The 18,704-nt window shown below is 46.7% G+C and carries 20 protein-coding genes; 19 read left to right on the top strand and 1 reads right to left on the bottom strand.

Annotation, left to right across the window (positions count from 1 at the left end; genetic code table 11):
• Positions 1-93: 93 nt before the first annotated feature.
• The 12 genes from ACWHYD_RS18605 (at position 94) to rlmB (ending at position 10,979) form a co-directional block, all read left to right on the top strand.
• A complete protein-coding gene (locus ACWHYD_RS18605) occupies positions 94-846 on the top strand; it encodes a hypothetical protein (protein ID WP_447963507.1) in 753 nt (250 codons plus the stop codon).
• 222 nt (positions 847-1,068) lie between these two features.
• Entirely contained in the window at positions 1,069-1,407 is a 339-nt protein-coding gene (cutA, locus tag ACWHYD_RS18600) for a divalent-cation tolerance protein CutA (RefSeq protein WP_447963506.1), read from the top strand.
• Positions 1,408-1,483: 76 nt separating this feature from the next.
• Positions 1,484-2,482 carry a M23 family metallopeptidase gene (locus tag ACWHYD_RS18595; protein ID WP_447963505.1) on the top strand — a complete coding sequence of 333 codons (999 nt, stop codon included), beginning with the start codon at positions 1,484-1,486 and terminating at the stop codon, positions 2,480-2,482.
• A 425-nt stretch (positions 2,483-2,907) separates the two neighbouring features.
• Positions 2,908-3,798 carry a thiamine pyrophosphate-dependent enzyme gene (locus ACWHYD_RS18590; protein ID WP_447963504.1) on the top strand — a complete coding sequence of 297 codons (891 nt, stop codon included), beginning with the start codon at positions 2,908-2,910 and terminating at the stop codon, positions 3,796-3,798.
• Positions 3,799-3,860: 62 nt separating this feature from the next.
• Positions 3,861-4,598 carry a 2-oxoacid:acceptor oxidoreductase family protein gene (locus ACWHYD_RS18585; RefSeq protein ID WP_447963503.1) on the top strand — a complete coding sequence of 246 codons (738 nt, stop codon included), beginning with the start codon at positions 3,861-3,863 and terminating at the stop codon, positions 4,596-4,598.
• A 31-nt stretch (positions 4,599-4,629) separates the two neighbouring features.
• Positions 4,630-4,953: a pyruvate ferredoxin oxidoreductase gene (locus ACWHYD_RS18580; RefSeq protein WP_447963502.1), complete on the top strand. Its 324-nt coding sequence runs from the start codon at positions 4,630-4,632 to the stop codon at positions 4,951-4,953.
• Positions 4,954-5,009: 56 nt separating this feature from the next.
• Positions 5,010-5,771, top strand: coding sequence for a carbon monoxide dehydrogenase beta subunit family protein (locus tag ACWHYD_RS18575; RefSeq protein ID WP_447963501.1), 762 nt, complete (start codon positions 5,010-5,012; stop codon positions 5,769-5,771).
• A gap of 44 nt (positions 5,772-5,815) precedes the next feature.
• Positions 5,816-7,168: a transketolase C-terminal domain-containing protein gene (locus tag ACWHYD_RS18570; RefSeq protein WP_447963500.1), complete on the top strand. Its 1,353-nt coding sequence runs from the start codon at positions 5,816-5,818 to the stop codon at positions 7,166-7,168.
• A gap of 98 nt (positions 7,169-7,266) precedes the next feature.
• Complete coding sequence (gene surE, locus ACWHYD_RS18565; protein WP_447963499.1) at positions 7,267-8,085, top strand: 5'/3'-nucleotidase SurE; 819 nt, start codon at positions 7,267-7,269, stop codon at positions 8,083-8,085.
• Positions 8,086-8,140: 55 nt separating this feature from the next.
• The gene (locus ACWHYD_RS18560) at positions 8,141-8,743 is read left to right on the top strand and encodes a YqaA family protein (RefSeq protein ID WP_447963498.1); all 603 of its coding nucleotides are present in this window, start codon (positions 8,141-8,143) and stop codon (positions 8,741-8,743) included.
• 12 nt (positions 8,744-8,755) lie between these two features.
• Positions 8,756-10,240 carry a cysteine--tRNA ligase gene (gene cysS / locus ACWHYD_RS18555; RefSeq protein ID WP_447963497.1) on the top strand — a complete coding sequence of 495 codons (1,485 nt, stop codon included), beginning with the start codon at positions 8,756-8,758 and terminating at the stop codon, positions 10,238-10,240.
• A complete protein-coding gene (rlmB, locus tag ACWHYD_RS18550; RefSeq protein WP_447963496.1) occupies positions 10,215-10,979 on the top strand; it encodes a 23S rRNA (guanosine(2251)-2'-O)-methyltransferase RlmB in 765 nt (254 codons plus the stop codon). The genes cysS and rlmB overlap by 26 nt, the downstream gene beginning before the upstream one ends.
• 14 nt (positions 10,980-10,993) lie before the next feature.
• Here rlmB and ACWHYD_RS18545 read toward each other — a convergent pair whose 3' ends face one another.
• Positions 10,994-11,254: a response regulator transcription factor gene (locus tag ACWHYD_RS18545; RefSeq protein ID WP_342347814.1), complete on the bottom strand. Its 261-nt coding sequence runs from the start codon at positions 11,252-11,254 to the stop codon at positions 10,994-10,996.
• Positions 11,255-11,379: 125 nt separating this feature from the next.
• Between ACWHYD_RS18545 and ACWHYD_RS18540 the strand changes: the two genes are divergently transcribed.
• The 7 genes from ACWHYD_RS18540 (at position 11,380) to ACWHYD_RS18510 (ending at position 18,431) form a co-directional block, all read left to right on the top strand.
• Positions 11,380-12,153, top strand: a complete 774-nt coding sequence (locus ACWHYD_RS18540; RefSeq protein WP_447963495.1) for a prepilin peptidase — start codon at positions 11,380-11,382, stop codon at positions 12,151-12,153.
• A gap of 38 nt (positions 12,154-12,191) precedes the next feature.
• Entirely contained in the window at positions 12,192-12,686 is a 495-nt protein-coding gene (locus ACWHYD_RS18535) for a GspH/FimT family pseudopilin (protein WP_447963494.1), read from the top strand.
• Positions 12,687-13,103 (top strand): type IV pilus modification PilV family protein, encoded by a 417-nt coding sequence (locus tag ACWHYD_RS18530; RefSeq protein WP_447963493.1) that lies wholly within the window; start codon positions 12,687-12,689, stop codon positions 13,101-13,103.
• Between the two features lie 2 nt (positions 13,104-13,105).
• Positions 13,106-13,726 (top strand): PilW family protein, encoded by a 621-nt coding sequence (locus ACWHYD_RS18525; protein ID WP_447963492.1) that lies wholly within the window; start codon positions 13,106-13,108, stop codon positions 13,724-13,726.
• The gene (locus ACWHYD_RS18520) at positions 13,723-15,042 is read left to right on the top strand and encodes a PilX N-terminal domain-containing pilus assembly protein (RefSeq protein WP_447963491.1); all 1,320 of its coding nucleotides are present in this window, start codon (positions 13,723-13,725) and stop codon (positions 15,040-15,042) included. Before ACWHYD_RS18525 ends, ACWHYD_RS18520 begins: the two co-directional genes overlap by 4 nt.
• A 366-nt stretch (positions 15,043-15,408) precedes the next feature.
• On the top strand, positions 15,409-17,643 hold the full coding sequence (locus ACWHYD_RS18515) for an NADP-dependent isocitrate dehydrogenase (protein WP_447963490.1): 2,235 nt from the start codon (positions 15,409-15,411) through the stop codon (positions 17,641-17,643).
• 113 nt (positions 17,644-17,756) lie between these two features.
• Positions 17,757-18,431 (top strand): class I SAM-dependent methyltransferase, encoded by a 675-nt coding sequence (locus ACWHYD_RS18510; RefSeq protein ID WP_447963489.1) that lies wholly within the window; start codon positions 17,757-17,759, stop codon positions 18,429-18,431.
• The last annotated feature ends 273 nt before the right edge of the window (positions 18,432-18,704 follow it).

The following is an 18,704-nucleotide window of genomic DNA, read 5'->3' as shown; positions in this document are numbered from 1 at the left end:
AAACTTGCCGGAAAATTTTTCTGGATCCTCTGAGACTGTTGGCCGCAAAGTTTTTATGCCAAGAGCACTGACAAACTTGAAAGGAGCATCTACATGAGGGCCTCTCGCATTCGCCTGTCTGTGTTGGTAATGGTGTTTTTCTGTTTTTCCACTGTAACAGGCTGTCTAGGAAAACGGGATTGGCAATATCCCCCGGTTTCTACGGGTTCATTCTTGAACGAAAAAGCTGCCTCGCCAATCCCGGCCAAAGCCATTGTTCTTCCGTTGGAAGATTTGAGAGGGAATGAGGCAAAAGAGGAATATTGGAAAGCTGCTATTCCCTTTGTTCCCTATGGGGATACGAAATATCAACGCCCTGAAACTGTGAAGCACCCAGAAGAGGTCGATGTCGTCAAGTTTGATCCGACTAATGATCTTGCTCAATCCATCGCTGCGGAATTAAGTCATGCAGGAGTTTTTTCCTCAGTCAACTTTGCCAAAGATGAAGGACAAGAGCCGGCAGATCTGGTCTTTCGAGGCCGTCTCCGTTCTACCGATTGGAGCCGGCGATTGTATTCGTACCTATTCGCTCCAGTTGGAGTGGTTTTTTGGATGTTAGGTCTTCCCATGAGTGAAACCACCACCGCTTTGGAGATGGATCTTCGACTAACTCCCCTAAGTGACCCGTCGAAGGTGTTATGGAATATGACGATGGAGTTCGAAGGGAAGCAGCTCGATGGACCATATTATGGTCTTGAGAATGCGGCCGAAAGTTATCCTGAGGCTCTACAGGAAGCCTTAAAACCAGCAGTTGCAGATTTAATTGGCCTAGCCAAGGAGGACCCCAACCGTCTAATGCCACGCTAAGTGATTGAAATTATTGCCATGTGAAAAATCAAGAAAAAATATGAAATATCTGGTTGATATTTGGCAAGCAGAAGATTATTTTAATCTTCAGGAATTGTAAAAACGGCCGATAATGATTAGGAAATACTGATATCTTGCAATGACCTTTGGCAGCGTCTCTCATGAATTCATGAGAGCGTTTCCTTTTCATTCAAGATTTCAGGCATTTGGTGCTATTTTTAAATGGAAGAAATCGTCGTTTTGGTGACGGTAAGTTCTGAAGCGGAGGCTACAAGCCTGTCAAGGATCTTGGTGGAAAACGGGTTAGCTGCCTGCGTCAATATTATCCCAGGGGTGCGGTCAATTTTTAAATGGGATGGGAAAATTTCGGAGGAACAGGAAATTTTATTGTTGGCAAAAACTGGGAGACAGGCGTTTGACCAATTAGTTACTATGGTGAAAGCCAATCATAGTTATACCGTTCCGGAAATCATTGCTCTTCCGATTCAGCTTGGGAGCAAAGAATATTTAGCCTGGATTCAAGATGCCACCAAGAGCCGAGTAGGTATGGTCGAAGGGTAGTGGAAGGTGTATTTGGCTTTATTGGCTGTAATTCTAAGAACCTTAGAAGTTCTTAACTTTTTAATTTTGGTGAATTATGAAAGAATCTGAAGATGCCTTGACGGTGATCATATTTCGAGGCGCACGAGCAAATCCTTGGCGCCTCAAATTCAGGAAGTCTTTTGTGAAATATGGAATAATTGTTGGTTTAGTGTTACTGCTCGTTCAGGGTGGGGTAATTACGCATTATGTTTACCAGTGGAGCCAACTCAGTGAATTAGGAGAAATAAAACAAGAATTAAATACGTCACGTGCTCGAACCAGCAATTTTTCAACAGAAGTAGATGGAATGAAGAAGCGAATGTTGGTGTTGGAGACCCTCAATCGGAAACTTCAGACCATGTTTGGTCTGGAGGCGGATGAGATTCAGGGGTTGCCTACTGGCCTTCCTGGGCAAGGGGGAGAAGAGTTGCCATATGAGGAGGTGCCATACGATGGGCTGCAAGAGGAGGCATCTTTGGAGTCAAAGCCTGCAATTGCAAGGACCGGGGTCCCAGCGGTTTCTGGATTAAATTCGACCATTGACCAAAAAATAACCGAGATTAAAGCTGGGCTAGAGTGGCTAAACCAACAAACTGAATTAGAAAATAAAATTTTGGAAGAACTTTCTGCTGCGGCTCAGAAAAAAGCTGATCAATGGGCTTCCATTCCTTCCATCTGGCCAGTTAAGGGTGTCTTAACCTCAAAATTTGGTCCCCGCGTTTCTCCTTTTACAGGGAAAAAAGCCTTGCATGCAGGAATTGATATCGGTGCACCAACTGGCACAGAGGTTCGGTCCCCCGCTTCGGGAAAAATTGTTGTAGCCGCTTATGATGGGCGGATGGGGAAATTTGTTCGTATTGATCATGGTTACGGTATAGAAACGACCTACGGTCATATGTCCAAAATTAATGTGAAATATGGGGATAAAGTTCAAAGAGGCGACCTTGTCGGTCTTGTCGGGAGCACGGGAAAGTTTTCTACGGGACCCCATCTGCACTATCAGGTTGCTGTGAATGATAGAGTTGTAGATCCCATTCATTATATTTTGGATTAGCCAGTCCCCCACATCAGCTCTGGGATATACGTTAGGCATCTTCCAGGTCCGTCTGGCATTTCTTTCCTGCAACACTTCCATCTTCTTCTGATAATTTTGGGACAAAAGACCTAAGCAGTTTTATTCGAGACTGGGTCTTCTTTTATAGATGGTGGGCCTTCTTTTGTGTTGAATTCTCAAAATTAATTACATAGATTAGCATTGAAGACGTTGAGGAATTTTTGTTTGTTGTGGGATATTTAAGAAAGGTTCGGGATATTCTGGGGAAATTAATTGAAAATTAAAGTCTAACGGATAAATTGACAATAATTTATTTCCTTTGTTAGTTTGTGTTCTTGCTGGGTGATTTTACCTAGCAGAAAATTTTGTGAAAAAGTAAATATGGTGATGGTTATTTTTGTTTTTAACCAAGGAGGAGGCCCAATATGAGTCTCGATTACGTAAAATTCACGCCAGGTTTCGGAAAATTTATGCCAAAAGAATATCGGGATATGGTCGAGCATGGTCCATTTGGTAAGAAGACTTCTGTGTCGCAAGTGGGGACGTTTAAAGAGATCTTAGAGGAACATCCTATGTGTGCAGGGTGTGCGATGACGTTGTTTATCCGATTGGCTATCATTGCCTTCCCTAACCCGGAAGACACGATTACCGTCGGGACAGCAGGATGTGGGCGTCTGGCCATTTCCCAGGCGGCTATTCCTTTTGTCTATGGGAATTATGGTGATCAAAATGGGGTGGCCAGTGGGTTGTCTCGTGGACTGAGATTGCGTTTTGGTGATAAACCCAAAGACGTTGTGGTAATGGCCGGAGACGGAGGAATGGCTGACATTGGTTTTGCGCAGACGTTACATTCCTGGTTTCGAAAAGAAAAATTTACGACCATCATGTTGGATAACGAGGTTTATGGGAATACGGGTGGTCAAGAAAGCGGAATGACCAACAAGGGCCAAGTTTTGAAGATGGCCCCTTTGGGCAAAAAATTTGAAAAGATGGATATGTTAGGTATGGCCAAGGTTGCAGGGTGTGCCTATGTGGCAACAGTGGTTCCCAACAACCCAAGAAGAGTAGAGAGTGTCATTAAGAAAGCGGTTTTGATTGCACGAGAAGTGGGCCCAACGTATATCCAAGCCTATACATCCTGTAACATTGAATATGCAATTCCAACAGATAAAGTGATGGAAGATGCCAAAGATGTTGAGAATGATCGTTATGCATTTTCTGAATATCTTACGGACGAAGCCAAGCAGCATTTAGCTGAATTATACGGATATAAAGAGTATCTCCCGAAGCCAGCAGCTGCAGTAACAAAAGGGTAGTCTACTTCCTAAGGGAAGAATGGTTTAGGTGCTTTTAAAAGGTAAGAGAATGGAGGTTGAAAATGGCTATTCGTTATAACATTCGTATGGCAGGAGTTGGTGGCCAGGGGGTGGTGACTGCATCCCACATTTTTAGCACGGCGGTCATTAATGCTGGAGGGGAGAGCACCATCGTTCCGTTTTATGGGTCTGAAAAGCGAATGGCTCCAGTGGAGAGTTATGTGCGGGTCTCGAATGAGCCAATTTACGAAATTGGAGAAATTACCTTTCCTCATATTCTCATGATCTTTCATCCGCAGTGCATCACCCATGGAAAGAGTTATACGAATCCTTTCTATTATGGGTTAAAAAATGAGGGAGTTGTTCTTATCAATAGCAACATACCTATGAATCTTGAACCGGATCAAGCTGCGGAATTGAAAGATCTAAATGCCAAAATATATTACCTTCCAGCCACCCAGATGTCGCTAGATGTGGCCGGAATTGATTTGGCCACCAACATGGCTATGGTTGGAGCTATCGGGGCAATTACGGGACTTTCGACTTTAGAGGCCTCGGGTACGGCTGTGAAAGACCGATTTCTTGGAAAAGGTTTTGTGGTGTCAGGCGGAACTGCCGCATTGGATAGTGTAGTGGAAAGAAAGTTCAAGAAAAAAGCAGAATTGATTGAAAAAAACTTAGCGGTGGTGAAGGCTGGTTGGGATTACGCCGTCGACAATGGTTGGACATTGGGAGCTTCCTCAATGGCCGACCAAACAACTAGTGCTGCAGCAGCCAAAGCAGCAAAGGCTTCGGTCTAAAAAGAGAAAAAGAAATTGAAAGGGGAGAGCGATGTATCTTGTTGCAAATATAGATATAGATATTTGTGCTGCAACCAGCTGTAAGTTGTGCACACAATACTGTCCGGAAGCCAATACGATTCAGTATGATACGGAAGCGGGAAAGGACAGGGGTTTAAAGTATGGATCGGCTTATGTGGCCGTTGATCGTTGTAAGGGTTGCGCACAATGCGTCTGGGTTTGTGACAATATGGCCAAGCACCATGCCATTAAAATGGAAATGATCGATCAAATCGGGGATGCTGCACTCACTGAAAATATTTCCTACTTGGAAAAAAATACCAAAGCGGTTCTTGCTAGTCCGTTAAAGGGATAACCTAACAAAGTCTTTTCATTTTCCAGTCATTTTATACTCATCAATCGGAGTTCAACGTGGAATTAACCAAAGAACTAGAAAACGCAATCGTGGCTCCAGGGCCGCAAGGCTTCCATCCTCCATCAGCTGCAGAGCTTGGTGTGCTGACTCCAGACTCAGGAATGGGCCTAAAGTTCGGGCATATTGTTGAGGAAGAACGGGCGTTGGAAGCTATGGCGCATTCGATGTTCACAAGGAAGAATGCCACCATTTTTCCTGGGCCAATGGTCTTATGGGCATGGAATGAACATGCTGCGGATAAGGCGAAGGCGGTCTTGGAGTTAGCCGCCCAAATTCCTGACGTATTGATTATTCCGATGCCAGATTATAGACCAAAGTATCCTAAAGTTGAGCCAGAAGAAGTCATCAACCCTAATCATCCCAATCTTACGATATGGGGTAATAAGATTGAGGCTTGTATCTTTATTGGTGTGCATTGTCACTATGCTAATTTGACCCTCAAAATGATCCGAGCTGGAACAAATTGCTGGACTTCTGCTATTTGCGCGGAACAAGGCCATGAGGATGCCATGTTCACAGTTCGAGATTCTGATGCCGCCAAAATTAGGCGAGCCGCAGCCGTGTTTAAGAGAGTGCGGGAAGAAATGGGGATCAAATTGCCAGAAAATAGCAATAATGTTCGTTTTACCGGACTACAATCCAAGGTCCATGGTGGCAAAACACACACCAATCCACTGGATTTCAGTATAGAAAGCCCTGTTGATGGGAACGCGGCGGCGTTTGGCCATAAAGCTGAACACATGCAAAAAGAAGCATGATTATATTTGTGAAATTTTTACTTAAGTCATAAGGGGGTAAAACCATGAGCGAAGCCCTTGAATCAGAAGTTAAAACCAATCCCCAAGGTGATCCAATTACCAGTGCACCGGAAGCACCATCGATTGATAGTGCAAAAGGAAGAAAAGACCCTCACGGCGATGCAAAAAATCAGCGGGTAGTCTCTCCAGAGTATATGTTTTCGGAAGCTCCTCGTGAACGGGAATTTATTACCGGTAGTGAATGTGCAAAAGAAGCAGTGAGACGTTCAAATGTAGATATGTCCGTGGCCTATCCTATTACCCCGCAAAGCGAAACATTGCAGTTAATTGGGGTTTTGTATGGCGAAGGGTATGTGAAGGAATTCTATCGAGGCGAAGAAGAGTATGGTGTCATGTCGGCAATTGCCGGGGCCTCGCGCGCGGGTGTTCGAGCCTTTACGGCCACTGCAGGTCCGGGAACATTACGAGGTCTTGAACCCATAGTCTCGTGGGCTGGTCACCGTCTTCCCGCCGTTTGCATGTTTACCTGCAGAGTCGTCAATGCTCCGCTGGCTATCCAACCCGACAATATTGAAATCGCCTATCTTTTAAACAGCGGAATGCTCGTTTTTCATGCTGAAAATCAACAGGACCTGTTTGATTTTATCATGAAGGGCTTTATTATCAGTGAAAAAAATGATGTAACCCTCCCGGTAGGGGTTTGCTGTGATGGATTTTTTGTGACTCATGCTCGCGGATATTGTGCGATGCCGGATCGTAGCCTTAAGCTCCCACCTCGAGATCCTTACCGAGGGTCGGTACCGGTCCTGGATGCGGAGAACCCTCCAGCTCGACTGTCTCGTGATGCTCCAGTTCAAAAATCTAATTTTATGGCCTATAATATTCACGCGGTGTGGCAGCAGGAAGTATGGGCTGGCGTTGAACGTTCACGGAAATATATTAATCAATATATGGATGGATTGTTAGAAGCCCAGGACGTGGAAGACGCAGATGTTCTCCTTGTAGCTTCTGGGAGTGCAGCCGCCCAATCTCGCGAAGCAGTTCGACAATGTCAGGAAAAAGGTATTAAAGCTGGATTGATCAAAATTCGTTCCTTGCGACCTTTTCCAACAAATGAACTGAGGAAGCTGTGTGGTAATGCCAAGCTTATAGTCATTCCCGAGTTTAATTATGTCGGGTGGTTAGCTAAAGATGTAGCTACGGCAATTTATGGATTCTCCAACGCAAAAATTGTGGCTGGCCCACATGTTTATGGGGGAATGTCGATGCCGGTTGAAATGATTACGGATGAAGTGGAATGTGGTCTGACTGGTAAAAAGTCCAATACAGTTCCTCCTTCAGCCATTATGGGTGCGGCCGATCCGAAGGCCGTTGCAGAATTTATGAAAAGTATTTAATTCAATTGTCCAACAATTGAGAATTCTAAGGCCCGCCCCAAAGAAATTGGGGCGGGCCTTTCTGTATCATTTCAACTATTCAGGACAATATACCTTCTGTGAAACCGGGAAGAATTCTCGTAACCAATGATGATGGCATTGGTTCGCCTGGCATTCTGGCCCTTGCCAAAGCCATGAAGGCATTGGGACAAGTTTGGGTTGTCGCCCCAGAGAAAACACAGAATGCAGTAGGGCGGGGGATGACGCTGCATAAACCATTGCGGGTAAGGCAAATTCGGCCGCGGTGGTATGCCGTGAATGGGACTCCGGCAGATTGTGTCACTCTGGCCATTTGCAAGCTTTTAGAAACGAACGTGCCTGTTCTTGTGGTCTCGGGAATTAATAAGGGGTGGAATCTGGGAGATGACGTCACCAACTCGGGTACGGTGGCAGGCGCGTTGGAAGGCATGCTCCATGGAATTCCATCCCTGGCAGTGTCCCTAGAAGATTGCCCAAAAGCATCCTATGCAATGGCTGCCCATTATGCGGTTCAACTGGCGGAGCGGATTTTAAAATCAGGTTTGCCGGAAGGGACGATTCTCAATGTGAATGTTCCTGGCTCAAGAATGGAAGCGATTGCCGGCCTACAGTTCACGAGTTTGAGCCAACGACGGTATCATAAGCCAGTGGTGGAAAAAATTGACCCCAGGGGAGTGTCCTATTTCTGGATCGCTGGGGAACGACAATCGTGGGCCAGAAAAAAACCCTCCGACCATGATGCGATGGAAAAGAACCTGGTTTCAGTCACTCCTTTGCATTTAGATTTAACCGATTACGTGGCACTCAATAGGCTGAAGAGTTGGGTGAAAACTTTTTCACCCAAAAAAGGAACTCATGTTTCATCTGTTCGGAAATTGACGAAAATAAAAAGGGATTGATAATCCTCTTGCCCAATTTGGTAAATATTATCTATTAGCTTTTGGTTCCATTGCCATGGACTTGGTCAAACAATTATATGACTGGATGCTGTCCTGGGCTGATTCGCCCTATGGAGTTCCTGCACTCTTTGGCTTGGCTTTAGCCGAATCCTCATTCTTCCCGCTCCCTCCTGATGTGTTATTAATTGCCATGACGCTTGGCAGTCCTGTAAATGCCTGGTGGTTTGCCACGGTGGCTACAGTTGGGTCAGTTCTTGGAGGGGCTTTGGGTTATGGTATTGGTTGGTATGGAGGGCAACCCGTTTTAAAAAAAATCATGGGGCAAGATCGAATGGATCTTGTGCATCAGCATTTTCAACGGTATGAAGGCTGGGCAATCCTTATTGCCGGATTCACCCCAATCCCTTATAAAATTTTTACGATAGGGGCCGGAGCCTTTTATGTTGATTTCAAAACCTTTATGGTGGCTTCGATAGTGAGTCGAGGCGGGCGTTTTTTTCTGGTGGCGGGCGCCATTCAATTCTTCGGCCCATGGATAAAAGATAGCATCGAAAAATATTTCAATCTTTTCTCAATCGTATTCATCGTTCTGTTGATCCTGGGTTTTTGGATTGTGAAACATCAGGGACAAAAACTAGCACAAAAGACTTCTACCTGAGAGCTATAAATAATGTCGATTGTTCTCTATAACACCCAGACCAAGAAAAAGGATGTCTTTGTTCCGTTGATCCCAGGGCAGATCAGCATGTACGTCTGCGGTGTGACCGTCTACGATGATTGCCATCTAGGCCATGCTCGAAGTGCACTGACTTTCGACATGATCCAACGCTATTTTGAATTTGCTGGCTACAAAGTAAAATATGTGAGGAACTTCACCGATATCGACGACAAAATCTTAAATCGTGCCAAACAAGAAGATGTCCCCTGGCAGGAAATCAGCCACCGGTATATTCAGAATTTTCACCGAGACATGGGGGCATTGGGCATTAGGAAGCCCTCCGCAGAACCTCGAGCCACCGAACATATTCAGGATATACTTCACATGGTTGAAGGCTTGATTCACAAGGGCGTGGCCTATCAGCTAGAAGGGGATGTCTATTTTTCCGTCAAGAATTTTTCCTCTTATGGCCAACTGTCCGGAAAAAAATTGGAAGAACTACAGGCCGGCGCCAGGATTGAGGTTAATACCCGAAAACAAGATCCCATGGATTTTGCCTTATGGAAAACTGCAAAGCCTGGTGAACCTGGATGGGACAGCCCCTGGGGAAAGGGACGTCCTGGGTGGCATATCGAATGCTCGGCGATGTCAGTGGCTGAGCTAGGCCCCACCTTTGATATTCATGGTGGGGGTAAGGATCTCATATTCCCTCATCATGAAAATGAAATTGCCCAATCCTCTGCCTATACGGGCAAGGAGTTTGCGCGATTTTGGGTACATAACGGGTTTGTGACCGTGGACAAAGAAAAAATGTCAAAATCGCTTGGAAATTTTTTCACTATACGCGAGATTTTTGACAAATCGCCGCATTCCGAACCCGTTACCGCTGAATGCCTACGTTATTTGTTTTTATCAACACATTACCGAAACGATCTGAGTTTTTCAGATCATTCCATCAACGAAGCAAAAGCAGCATTAGATAATTTTTATGGATTATTTCAACGGCTTGAGGAATCTAGTTCTAAGCCTGAAATTGAGAGTGCCCAGGATTGGGAAACTCCTTTCAAAGACTTTACTGAGAAATTCACATTGGCCATGAATGATGATTTTAATACACCAAAGGCCCTGGGAGTATTTAATGAAATTCGAGGCACTATTAATAGATTGCTTGGCAAGGGACTATCTGATAATTCGAAGAAAATCATCTTGGAAACCCTTAAAGTTTATGGGAAAACCCTGGGTCTATTTCAAATTACAGTGAGTAAATGGAATTTAATTGTAGGCAGCCTGGGAGTGGCTAAATCTGAGGAGACCGCTCTTCCTATCAACGGCATTGTTGGTACAACTGATAAATGGATCGAAGAAAAAATCCGCCTACGCAATGAAGCCCGTGCCCAGAAAGATTTTTCTACCGCCGATACCATCAGAAAAGAATTAGCCGAACAAGGCATCATCCTGGAAGACCGATCCGATGGCACCACACGATGGAAGCGATGAACCCCCGGCAACGGTGTACGGGTTTCATGCGGTTCTAGAATCTCTCCACTCGCAGTCTCGGCCCGTCCAACGAATTTGGACTCTTCGGGCTGATGGCCGATTTCTTCCCATTGTAAAATTGGCAAGGGAACGTGGGATTTCCCTGGCCGTCAAATCACGGGAGCATTTAGATCGCCTAGCTGGCGATCGACACCATCAGGGCGTGGTAGCTCAGGTTTCCGCCAAAGAGTATCTGGAGGGAGAGGAGTTGCTGGACCTACTTTCTATTAGACCGATTCCTGCATTATTAGTGGTGCTAGATCAAATTCAGGATCCACATAATTTAGGCGCGATCGTCCGTTCGGTAGAGGCGGCCGGTGGAGATGGAATTGTTATCCCAAAGCACCGGGCCGTGGGGCTGACGGGTGGGGTTGCCAAATCATCCGCTGGAGCTTTAGAGCATGTCTCAATTGCTCGGGTAGCCAATACGGGGAAGTTTCTCGAAACATGTCAGAAGCGGGACATCAGGACCGTGGCATTGGTCCCGGAAGGAGTTCAACCCTATTCAGAGGTCGACTACACGGAGCCTGTTGCACTGGTGTTTGGAAGTGAAGGAGAAGGAATCCGGCCGATTGTCCTGAAAAAATGCGACCAACAAGTGAGGATACCGATGTTTGGAAAAATGAACTCGCTGAATTTGTCAGTTGCCGTAGCAGTAACCCTCTTTGAGGCAGTTCGCCAACGGACTCAGAAACGATAAGAGCCACGAAAAAATTATTTTATCTGAATCAGGCCTTCCTGAATTGCGGCATTGAGCAGTTGGGCGGCATTAGAAACCCGAACTTTCTTCATCATATTGGCCCGGTGGGCTTCAACTGTTTTGACGCTAATTTTTAACTGCTGTGCAATTTCTTTATTCTTCAATCCTGACCATATTAGTTGCAGGATTTCTTGCTCGCGTTGAGTCAGCGCCTCCGGGCGTTTTCGCTTAATAGGCGGCATGTCCAATTTTTCCGGTTTCAGTTGGTTGGTCATGGGTACCTCAGGCATTTTCTCTAGGCGAATTATCTAAGGGAGAATATCAGGTCATTTTAGGATTGTAAACCGAAAGCATACGTAAACTCACCCTAGTCGAATTAACTACGGAATATGTGACTTATATGTCTCACTGGATTGTTTGGCCGACCGTCTTTATTCTGGGAACGATCTTTGGAAGTTTTTTGACTGTATGTGTGCACAGAGTACCAAAGGGACAATCGGTGGTGGCTCCTCGGTCGGCATGTCCTCATTGCGGAAGGCAAATATGCTGGTATGACAATGTTCCTCTTTTGAGTTTTGTCTGGTTGCTGGGGAGGTGTCGTTCTTGCCATGTGGATATACCTCCAAGGTATCCCATTATTGAGTTGGCCAATGGCTTGGGTTATCTCCTGGTGGTGTGGCGGTTTGGGCTCACGTGGCCAACGCTTGTGTATGCGGGATTAGTATCAGTGTTCCTTGTGGTGGCCTGGATTGATTGGGACCACAAAATCATTCCGGATATGATTACATTGCCGGGAATTGTAGTTGGCTTCTTATGCGCATCTTTCCTGTTACCGACAGGCTGGGGCAATTCGCTTGTAGGTATTTTAGTGGGGGGCGGGTTTTTACTAGCCCTTGCCTGGGTCAGCCCTTTATTGTTCGGGAAAGAAGGCATTGGGGGAGGCGATATAAAATTTTTGGCCATGGTTGGAGCTTTTTTGGGATGGCAGCAGGCCATACTCACCTTGATGGTGGGATCAGTGGTGGGAGCGGTTATCGGGATAGTGTTGCTGGCCACGAAGGTTCTTCAAAAAGGCCAATACATTCCTTTCGGACCCTATTTAGCGCTCGGGGGCCTGATCGCGGTGGTATGGGGAACGGAATTATGGCACTGGTATTTTCATGGCTTGTTATAAGTAGTACCCAACGAATCCTGTAAGGCAGGTATGACCACATGGAGTCGGCTCAAGTCGTCACTGTAAAAGGGTTGAAGAGGTCTCTTTGGTGTACCAGAGGTTTTACCCTTACTGAATTGATTATCGTGCTTGGCATTATCGGGGTCGTCTTGATGTTAGCCCAAACCTGGTTGGTATCCCAATTACCTCATTGGCGATTGAATGGAGCAACCAGACAGGTGACCTCCGACCTTTTAGGGGCAAAAATGAAGGCGGTGGTTGAGCGGAATAGGCAACGAGTCTTCTTTCAGGATAGTCATCGGTATGAGTTATTGGATGACGATAACAATAATGGAAAGTCCGACCCAGGTGAGCATCTTGTCACTCGCGATATTCAAGAAAGCTATCGTGATGTCAAAATGACGGCATCCAACAATCCCTCCTTTCTGCCAAGAGGAACGGCGTCCAGCTTAGCTTCTATTACACTTTCCAATTCCGCCGGAAAGCGAATTATTACGGTCAGCATTACCGGACGGGTAAAAGTGAAGTCTTAAATGAACGCCAACATTCATGAACGATATCCGGTAGGGATGTGTCTTCGTGATCAACGAGGGTTCTCTTTATTAGAAGTGCTCATGGCTTTGGTGGTGGTATTCATGGCACTCCTTGGTTTTGCAGGCTATTCCGTTGTTGCCCATACGGGCATGTCCGCAAGTGAGAAAATGACCAGAGCTGTCACACTCGCCCAGGAAAAATTAGAAGACGTGCGTCGGGGTGGAGTGCCTATTTCGTTTACCGACCCATGGATCAATACAGAATCCTATGGCTCGATTGCCGGTGCGATGCATCATCAACGCACAGTCATCATTCAACCGCACACTCCAATAGCCGGGTTGCACACGGTCACCGTCGAAGTGCGATGGGACCATGATGCGCATTCCACCGCACTGACCACCTTTCTCACCCAGTAAGAATGAATAAGCAGATACCAGGTATTTCAAAATGGTCCCAGCAGGGATATACGCTTGTTGAGGTTGTGGTTGCCCTGGGACTGAGTCTCCTGACGGTGAGTGTGGTCTATGCCCTATATATTCAAGAACTCAAGGCTCAGGGCGTGCGAGGGCATGTCTTGGACATGCAGCAACAGGCTCGTGTGGTGGTAGATTTGGTGACCAGGGAAATCCTGATGGCCGGCTATGATCCCCGAGGAGTGAATCATGATTCCGATCTTACAAATGATTTTGAAGGCATCACGTATGATCCAGGCAAGCTCTCTATTAAGGCCGATTTGAATGGAAATGGCTTCATCAGCGATGCCAATGAATCAATCGTTTTTGTCTATGATGCCACGACCCACCTGCTCCGGCGTAATACCGGTGGAGGTAATCAACCGTTTGGTGAGGACATTGAAGCGTTTGTCATAGACTATCTTGATCAGGGTGGAAACCCTACCACGAATTCCAAAGCCATACGACAAGTGGGAATTTCGGTGACAGCTCGAACGTCACGGCCTGATCCACAGTATGCCAAAAACGGTGGATATCGAACAGTAACTCTCCACTCCCGAATTACGGTAAGAAATAGACAATCATGATCGGACAAATTAGGCATGTAGGAATAAGGCCTTGTCTTAACTCCATGGGTGGAGCGCTCATTGCCGCCTTGTTGTTGGTCGCTATTTCCACAATAATGGGTGCGACGATTCTGTTTGCCACGTCCACCGATTTACAAATCAGTGGAAATTTCCGAAGGTCGATGGCCACGTTCTATGCCGCAGAGGCGGGCATCGCAGAAACCGCCATTCGTTTAGGTGGTTCCTCTCTATCAAATTCAGGGCATCTCGGCGATCCTTCTCCCATCCTGCAAGCAAATTGGTCTGCCTATGTGTTGTCCACCTCCGACTGGAAATCACAGGATGATCAGGAATATTCAGGGCTGTTCACCAACTATTTCCCTCTGAATGGAAATCTCAGCAATACGGCAGTTCTTCCCAATAGTGTGCAAACGACTCTTCCTTATTGGACTAAGATTCGTCATAAAACCGAGTATGATGCGGAACGGGCGGGGCACAGTTCTCTGACCCCTCACTATCAAGATGAGGATGGAAGCACCGCGACCCATTCCATCAATAACCGAGGCAACGTGGTCTTCTTTGGATTTGGGTCAGGAAGCGGGCTCATGCCCAGGTCATTTACGTCAGCAGATCCAACACCATATTCTCCCGTCGAAATCATCATCAGCCAGGGTCAGGTAGAAGGGGCCACCTCCTTGATTCAGGTAGAGGTGGCGCATCCCTCTGGTCCCCCATTGCTGGCACCGGTATATGCGAATAGTCAGGTCGTATTTGCTGGCGGAACCGCTGTCGTGGAAGGCTTTGATACCTGTGGCCTCCTGCCAGGAGGAAGGCCTCCAGTGTGGTTGGGCCCTGCAGGTGCATTGGCAGGAACTGCCACTTTCACAGGTAATCCTCCGATGCCACAAGTGGGCATGGATACCCTGGATTTGGTGAAGGCTTTGGATAGCCTCAAGAGAGGCGCTCAGGTTATTTCAGGAGATCTTATCAGTGTGAATATTGGGGCGCCGGGGAATCCTGCCCAGTTGTATGCCGAACCGCTTGCAGGGGAATTTTCGAGCCGGCTTGCCGTTCAGAATTTCAATGGATATGGCATTCTGTTGGTAACGGGGAACCTAAACATTTCCTCCCCTTTTCATTGGGAAGGCCTCATCATTGTCACTGGACAAGTCACGTTTGATGGTGGAATCGGGACTTCAGTCATTCAGGGTGCCCTCTTGGCGGACCAGGTGCAGATACTGAATGGCGAAGTGAAGATGATTTTGGATACCTGTCCGATCGCCGCGTCCCTTCGAGTGCTTCCTGTTGCTACCCTCAGTTGGCAACAACTCCTCTAGGACCTCTCTAAGACTGTTCAATTTCTCGACCGATACCTCTCAAAAATTTTCCTTTCAAGGCTTCCTCTCAATAATCCCATAAACTTCCTGTTTCTAGTGGAGTTTTACTTTTCGGTTGAAGTTTCTCGCAAGCTTCCCCTTTTTCCGCATCTTTCATGAGACTTTTGATTCGTGTCCACATGGGTCCTTTGATTGATTGCAGAAGCGTGAAACCATTCTTACAATGCCTTACTTCTTGTCACGGCATGGGGATTGGTTTACAGATTTCATTCTCTACCTGGTGGGTGAGATCCTAAATGATGTGCTTGGAGCGAGGTCTTTGCAGGGAAAATGTGTTCATAGTTAACTTTTAACGGGGTAAATGCCATGAGTGTACAACCAGACATTATTTACACGAAAGTTGATGAGGCGCCTGAGTTGGCCAGCGGATCGTTTCTTCCAATCATTCAGTCTTTTGCTAAAGCGGCAGGTGTGACTGTTGGCACCAAAGATATCTCTCTTGCGGGAAGAATTCTTGCGCAATTTCCTGACAAACTCAAGCCGGAGCAACGGCAACCGGATGATTTGGCGCTATTAGGTGAAATGGTTGAGAAGCCCGATGCCAACGTCATTAAATTGCCGAACATCAGTGCATCCCTCCCACAAATTAAGGGTGCAATTACTGAATTGCAATCTCAGGGTTATGCGATTCCTGACTATCCGGAAAATCCTAAAACCGATGACGAAAAGGACATTAAAGGCAGATATGACAAAGTAAAAGGAAGCGCGGTCAACCCCGTATTGCGGCAGGGGAATTCCGATCGTCGGGCTTCAGCTTCGGTCAAGCAGTATGCCAAAAAGAACCCTCATAGGATGGGAAAGTGGACTAAAGAGTCGAGAACCCATGTGGCCCACATGTCCGACGGAGATTTTTTCGGTAACGAAAAATCAGCGACCATCACGGAGCAAGCGGCTGGCAAGGGACGCATTGAATTCATGGCGAAAGATGGAACGGTCAAAGTATTGAAAGATAATGTGGTTTTCGACGAAGGCGATGTGGTCGATACCACGAAAATGAGCGTGAACGCGTTGCGAGAATTCTTTAAGGAGCAAATTGCAGACGCCAAAAAGAGCGGCATTCTGTTGTCGTTGCACTTGAAGGCGACCATGATGAAAGTGTCGGATCCCATCATGTTCGGCCATGCCGTGACGGTCTTTTTTGAAAATGTGTTTAAGAAGCATGAGCAGGTCTTTAGTGAACTGGGGGTGAATCCGAACAATGGGCTTGGGGATGTGTATGCCAAAATTGGCAAATTGCCCGCCGCCCAACAAGAGGAGATCAAAGCGGACATTCAGGAGGCACTGAAGAATGGCCCTGCTTTGGCAATGGTGGATTCTGACAAGGGTATTACGAATCTTCATGTGCCGAGTGACATCATCATTGATGCCTCGATGGCGGCGGCGATTCGGACATCTGGGAAAATGTGGGGTCCGGATGGCAAAGAGTATGATACCAAGGCCATAATCCCAGACCGGTGTTATGCCGGCATTTACCAGGCGGTCATTGAATTCTGCCAGAAGCATGGTGAATTCAATCCTGCGACGATGGGGAGCGTGCCGAATGTCGGTCTGATGGCACAAAAAGCCGAGGAGTACGGATCTCACGACAAGACTTTCGAAGCGCCGGGCGATGGGACCATCCGTATTATTGATGGAGCGGGCAAGACCATTCTTCGACAGGAAGTGGAAAAAGGCGATATCTTTCGGTCATGTACGGTTAGGGATATTCCCATTCAAGATTGGGTGAAGCTGGCTGTGAAGCGAGCCAGAGCGTCATCAACTCCTGTAGTGTTCTGGTTAAATAAAGATCGGGCACATGATGAGCAGCTGATTGCAAAAGTGAATCGCTATTTGAAAGATCATGATACAAAAGGGTTGGACATTCAGATTATGGCGCCTGTGGATGCCATGAAATTCTCACTCAAACGCGCGAAGGACGGTCTCGATACCATTTCGGCCACTGGAAATGTGCTTCGGGATTATCTCACTGACCTGTTTCCGATTTTGGAGCTGGGTACAAGCGCCAAAATGCTGTCCATCGTTCCCTTGATCAATGGTGGGGGACTGTTTGAGACGGGGGCCGGAGGATCCGCGCCGAAGCATGTACAGCAATTTGTCAAAGAAGGACATTTGCGCTGGGATTCACTCGGAGAGTTTCTCGCGTTGGCCGAATCGTTTGCGCATTTAAGTCAAACCAAAAATAACAAAAAAGCAAAAATCCTGGCGGATACGTTGGACAAGGCCACTGGAAAGCTCATGGACAACCGGAAATCACCTGGACGTGAATTGGGAGAGTTGGATAATGCGGGAAGCCATGTGTACGAGGCCTTGTATTGGGCGCAAGAACTGGCGGCTCAGGATGATGATCAGGACTTGAAAAAGCAATTCGCCCCGATCGCAAAAGAGTTGGAATCCAAAATCGATACCATACTTGAAGAGATGAAAGCGGCAAAGGGGCGGGCTCAGGATATTGGCGGGTATTATCGTCCTGATCCGAAAAAGGTTATGGTCGCCATGCGTCCCAGCGCAACTCTTAATAGCATCTTGGGTCGCTTAGCCTAGGTTCTAAACGTAGGCTGCTCTTCCGGTATTATTTTTTATACTGGGGATGTGTGCAACGAGCCGGGTTCCGAACGGAGCCCGGCTCGATTTTTTTGGGGAGAGGAGGTATTTGTGTGAGTCATGTGAAAGTCGTGACCCTTTCCAAAATCGGGGATGTTCCCATCGTCTGTAAGACCAAGCGGGACATCTCTGTTGAAACCCCATTAGATGCGAGGGATGACGAATCCCTAGGATGGGGGTACTGGGATCGAATTTGGCCTTCGGCTGTGGCCTTATCAGAATATCTCATTCAGCAGTTTTTCCCAACAAAACTGCAAGGGGCCAGGGTTCTGGAAATTGGTTGTGGGACAGGGGTGGCCGGAGTCGTGGCTGCTCAGCTCGGGGCATTCACCATGTTTTCAGATATGGTGCCGATTACCCTTGAAGCGGTAAAGGATTCCTGCCGTCGGAATCATATCAGCAATTTTGACACATGTCTGTTGAATTGGTCGAAAACGATTGAACCAAAAGAACCTTATGATTTGGTCTTAGGCAGTGAAGTTTTTTATGACGAAGAAATTTTAGCGAATATTTCACATGTGCTAGAACAAATGCTTGCCCCAGGGGGAAAAGGCCTTTTTTGTGATCCAAATAGACTGGGGTGGGATACCATCGAACGTGGATTCAACGAGAAGTTTATCGTGGTAATAGATGAAATCCCCCTCAACTGGCCTCCGCGAAAAGGTGCTGGGGTAGGAAAAATGGGGTCTCTTTACCAACTCACTCGCAGAAGTCAGCTGGCATCCTGACAATATTATTTTCCACGTCCTGAAGCTCCATGTGTTCTAACGAGGCTTTCAACCGGTATGTTGGCTCAGAAGGCAAAATATCTAGAGTCGAAAATTGATGGGATTTGTGGTGTAAGGAAGGTATAGCGTAAATATCATTCCAACTATCTAATTTTAAATAGGTTTTGCAATTTGGGTTGGCGTGATGTTCCCATGGGGCTCGGTTATGGTATGACAATGGGACTTTTGAAAGGGGAGCCATGGGTCTTTTGATTGATTGCAGCGGGATGAGGG

It is taken from the genome of Nitrospira sp. Ecomares 2.1 (assembly GCF_965152585.1).
The sequence above is the reverse complement of the archived record's forward strand: the minus strand, read 5'-3'. Positions and strand labels throughout refer to the sequence as shown.

Excerpts from the sequence above, each read along its gene's own strand:
- ACWHYD_RS18530 (WP_447963493.1), top strand. The coding sequence starts at position 12,687 with ATGAACGCCAACATTCATGAACGATATCCGGTAGGGATGTGTCTTCGT.
- ACWHYD_RS18605 (WP_447963507.1), top strand. The coding sequence starts at position 94 with ATGAGGGCCTCTCGCATTCGCCTGTCTGTGTTGGTAATGGTGTTTTTC.
- cysS (WP_447963497.1), top strand. The coding sequence starts at position 8,756 with ATGTCGATTGTTCTCTATAACACCCAGACCAAGAAAAAGGATGTCTTT.
- ACWHYD_RS18595 (WP_447963505.1), top strand. The coding sequence starts at position 1,484 with ATGAAAGAATCTGAAGATGCCTTGACGGTGATCATATTTCGAGGCGCA.
- rlmB (WP_447963496.1), top strand. The coding sequence starts at position 10,215 with ATGGCACCACACGATGGAAGCGATGAACCCCCGGCAACGGTGTACGGG.
- ACWHYD_RS18535 (WP_447963494.1), top strand. The coding sequence starts at position 12,192 with ATGGAGTCGGCTCAAGTCGTCACTGTAAAAGGGTTGAAGAGGTCTCTT.
- ACWHYD_RS18520 (WP_447963491.1), top strand. The coding sequence starts at position 13,723 with ATGATCGGACAAATTAGGCATGTAGGAATAAGGCCTTGTCTTAACTCC.
- ACWHYD_RS18515 (WP_447963490.1), top strand. The coding sequence starts at position 15,409 with ATGAGTGTACAACCAGACATTATTTACACGAAAGTTGATGAGGCGCCT.
- ACWHYD_RS18590 (WP_447963504.1), top strand. The coding sequence starts at position 2,908 with ATGAGTCTCGATTACGTAAAATTCACGCCAGGTTTCGGAAAATTTATG.
- ACWHYD_RS18585 (WP_447963503.1), top strand. The coding sequence starts at position 3,861 with ATGGCTATTCGTTATAACATTCGTATGGCAGGAGTTGGTGGCCAGGGG.
- ACWHYD_RS18560 (WP_447963498.1), top strand. The coding sequence starts at position 8,141 with ATGGACTTGGTCAAACAATTATATGACTGGATGCTGTCCTGGGCTGAT.
- ACWHYD_RS18570 (WP_447963500.1), top strand. The coding sequence starts at position 5,816 with ATGAGCGAAGCCCTTGAATCAGAAGTTAAAACCAATCCCCAAGGTGAT.
- ACWHYD_RS18525 (WP_447963492.1), top strand. The coding sequence starts at position 13,106 with ATGAATAAGCAGATACCAGGTATTTCAAAATGGTCCCAGCAGGGATAT.
- ACWHYD_RS18545 (WP_342347814.1), bottom strand. The coding sequence starts at position 11,254 with ATGACCAACCAACTGAAACCGGAAAAATTGGACATGCCGCCTATTAAG.
- ACWHYD_RS18580 (WP_447963502.1), top strand. The coding sequence starts at position 4,630 with ATGTATCTTGTTGCAAATATAGATATAGATATTTGTGCTGCAACCAGC.
- ACWHYD_RS18540 (WP_447963495.1), top strand. The coding sequence starts at position 11,380 with ATGTCTCACTGGATTGTTTGGCCGACCGTCTTTATTCTGGGAACGATC.
- cutA (WP_447963506.1), top strand. The coding sequence starts at position 1,069 with ATGGAAGAAATCGTCGTTTTGGTGACGGTAAGTTCTGAAGCGGAGGCT.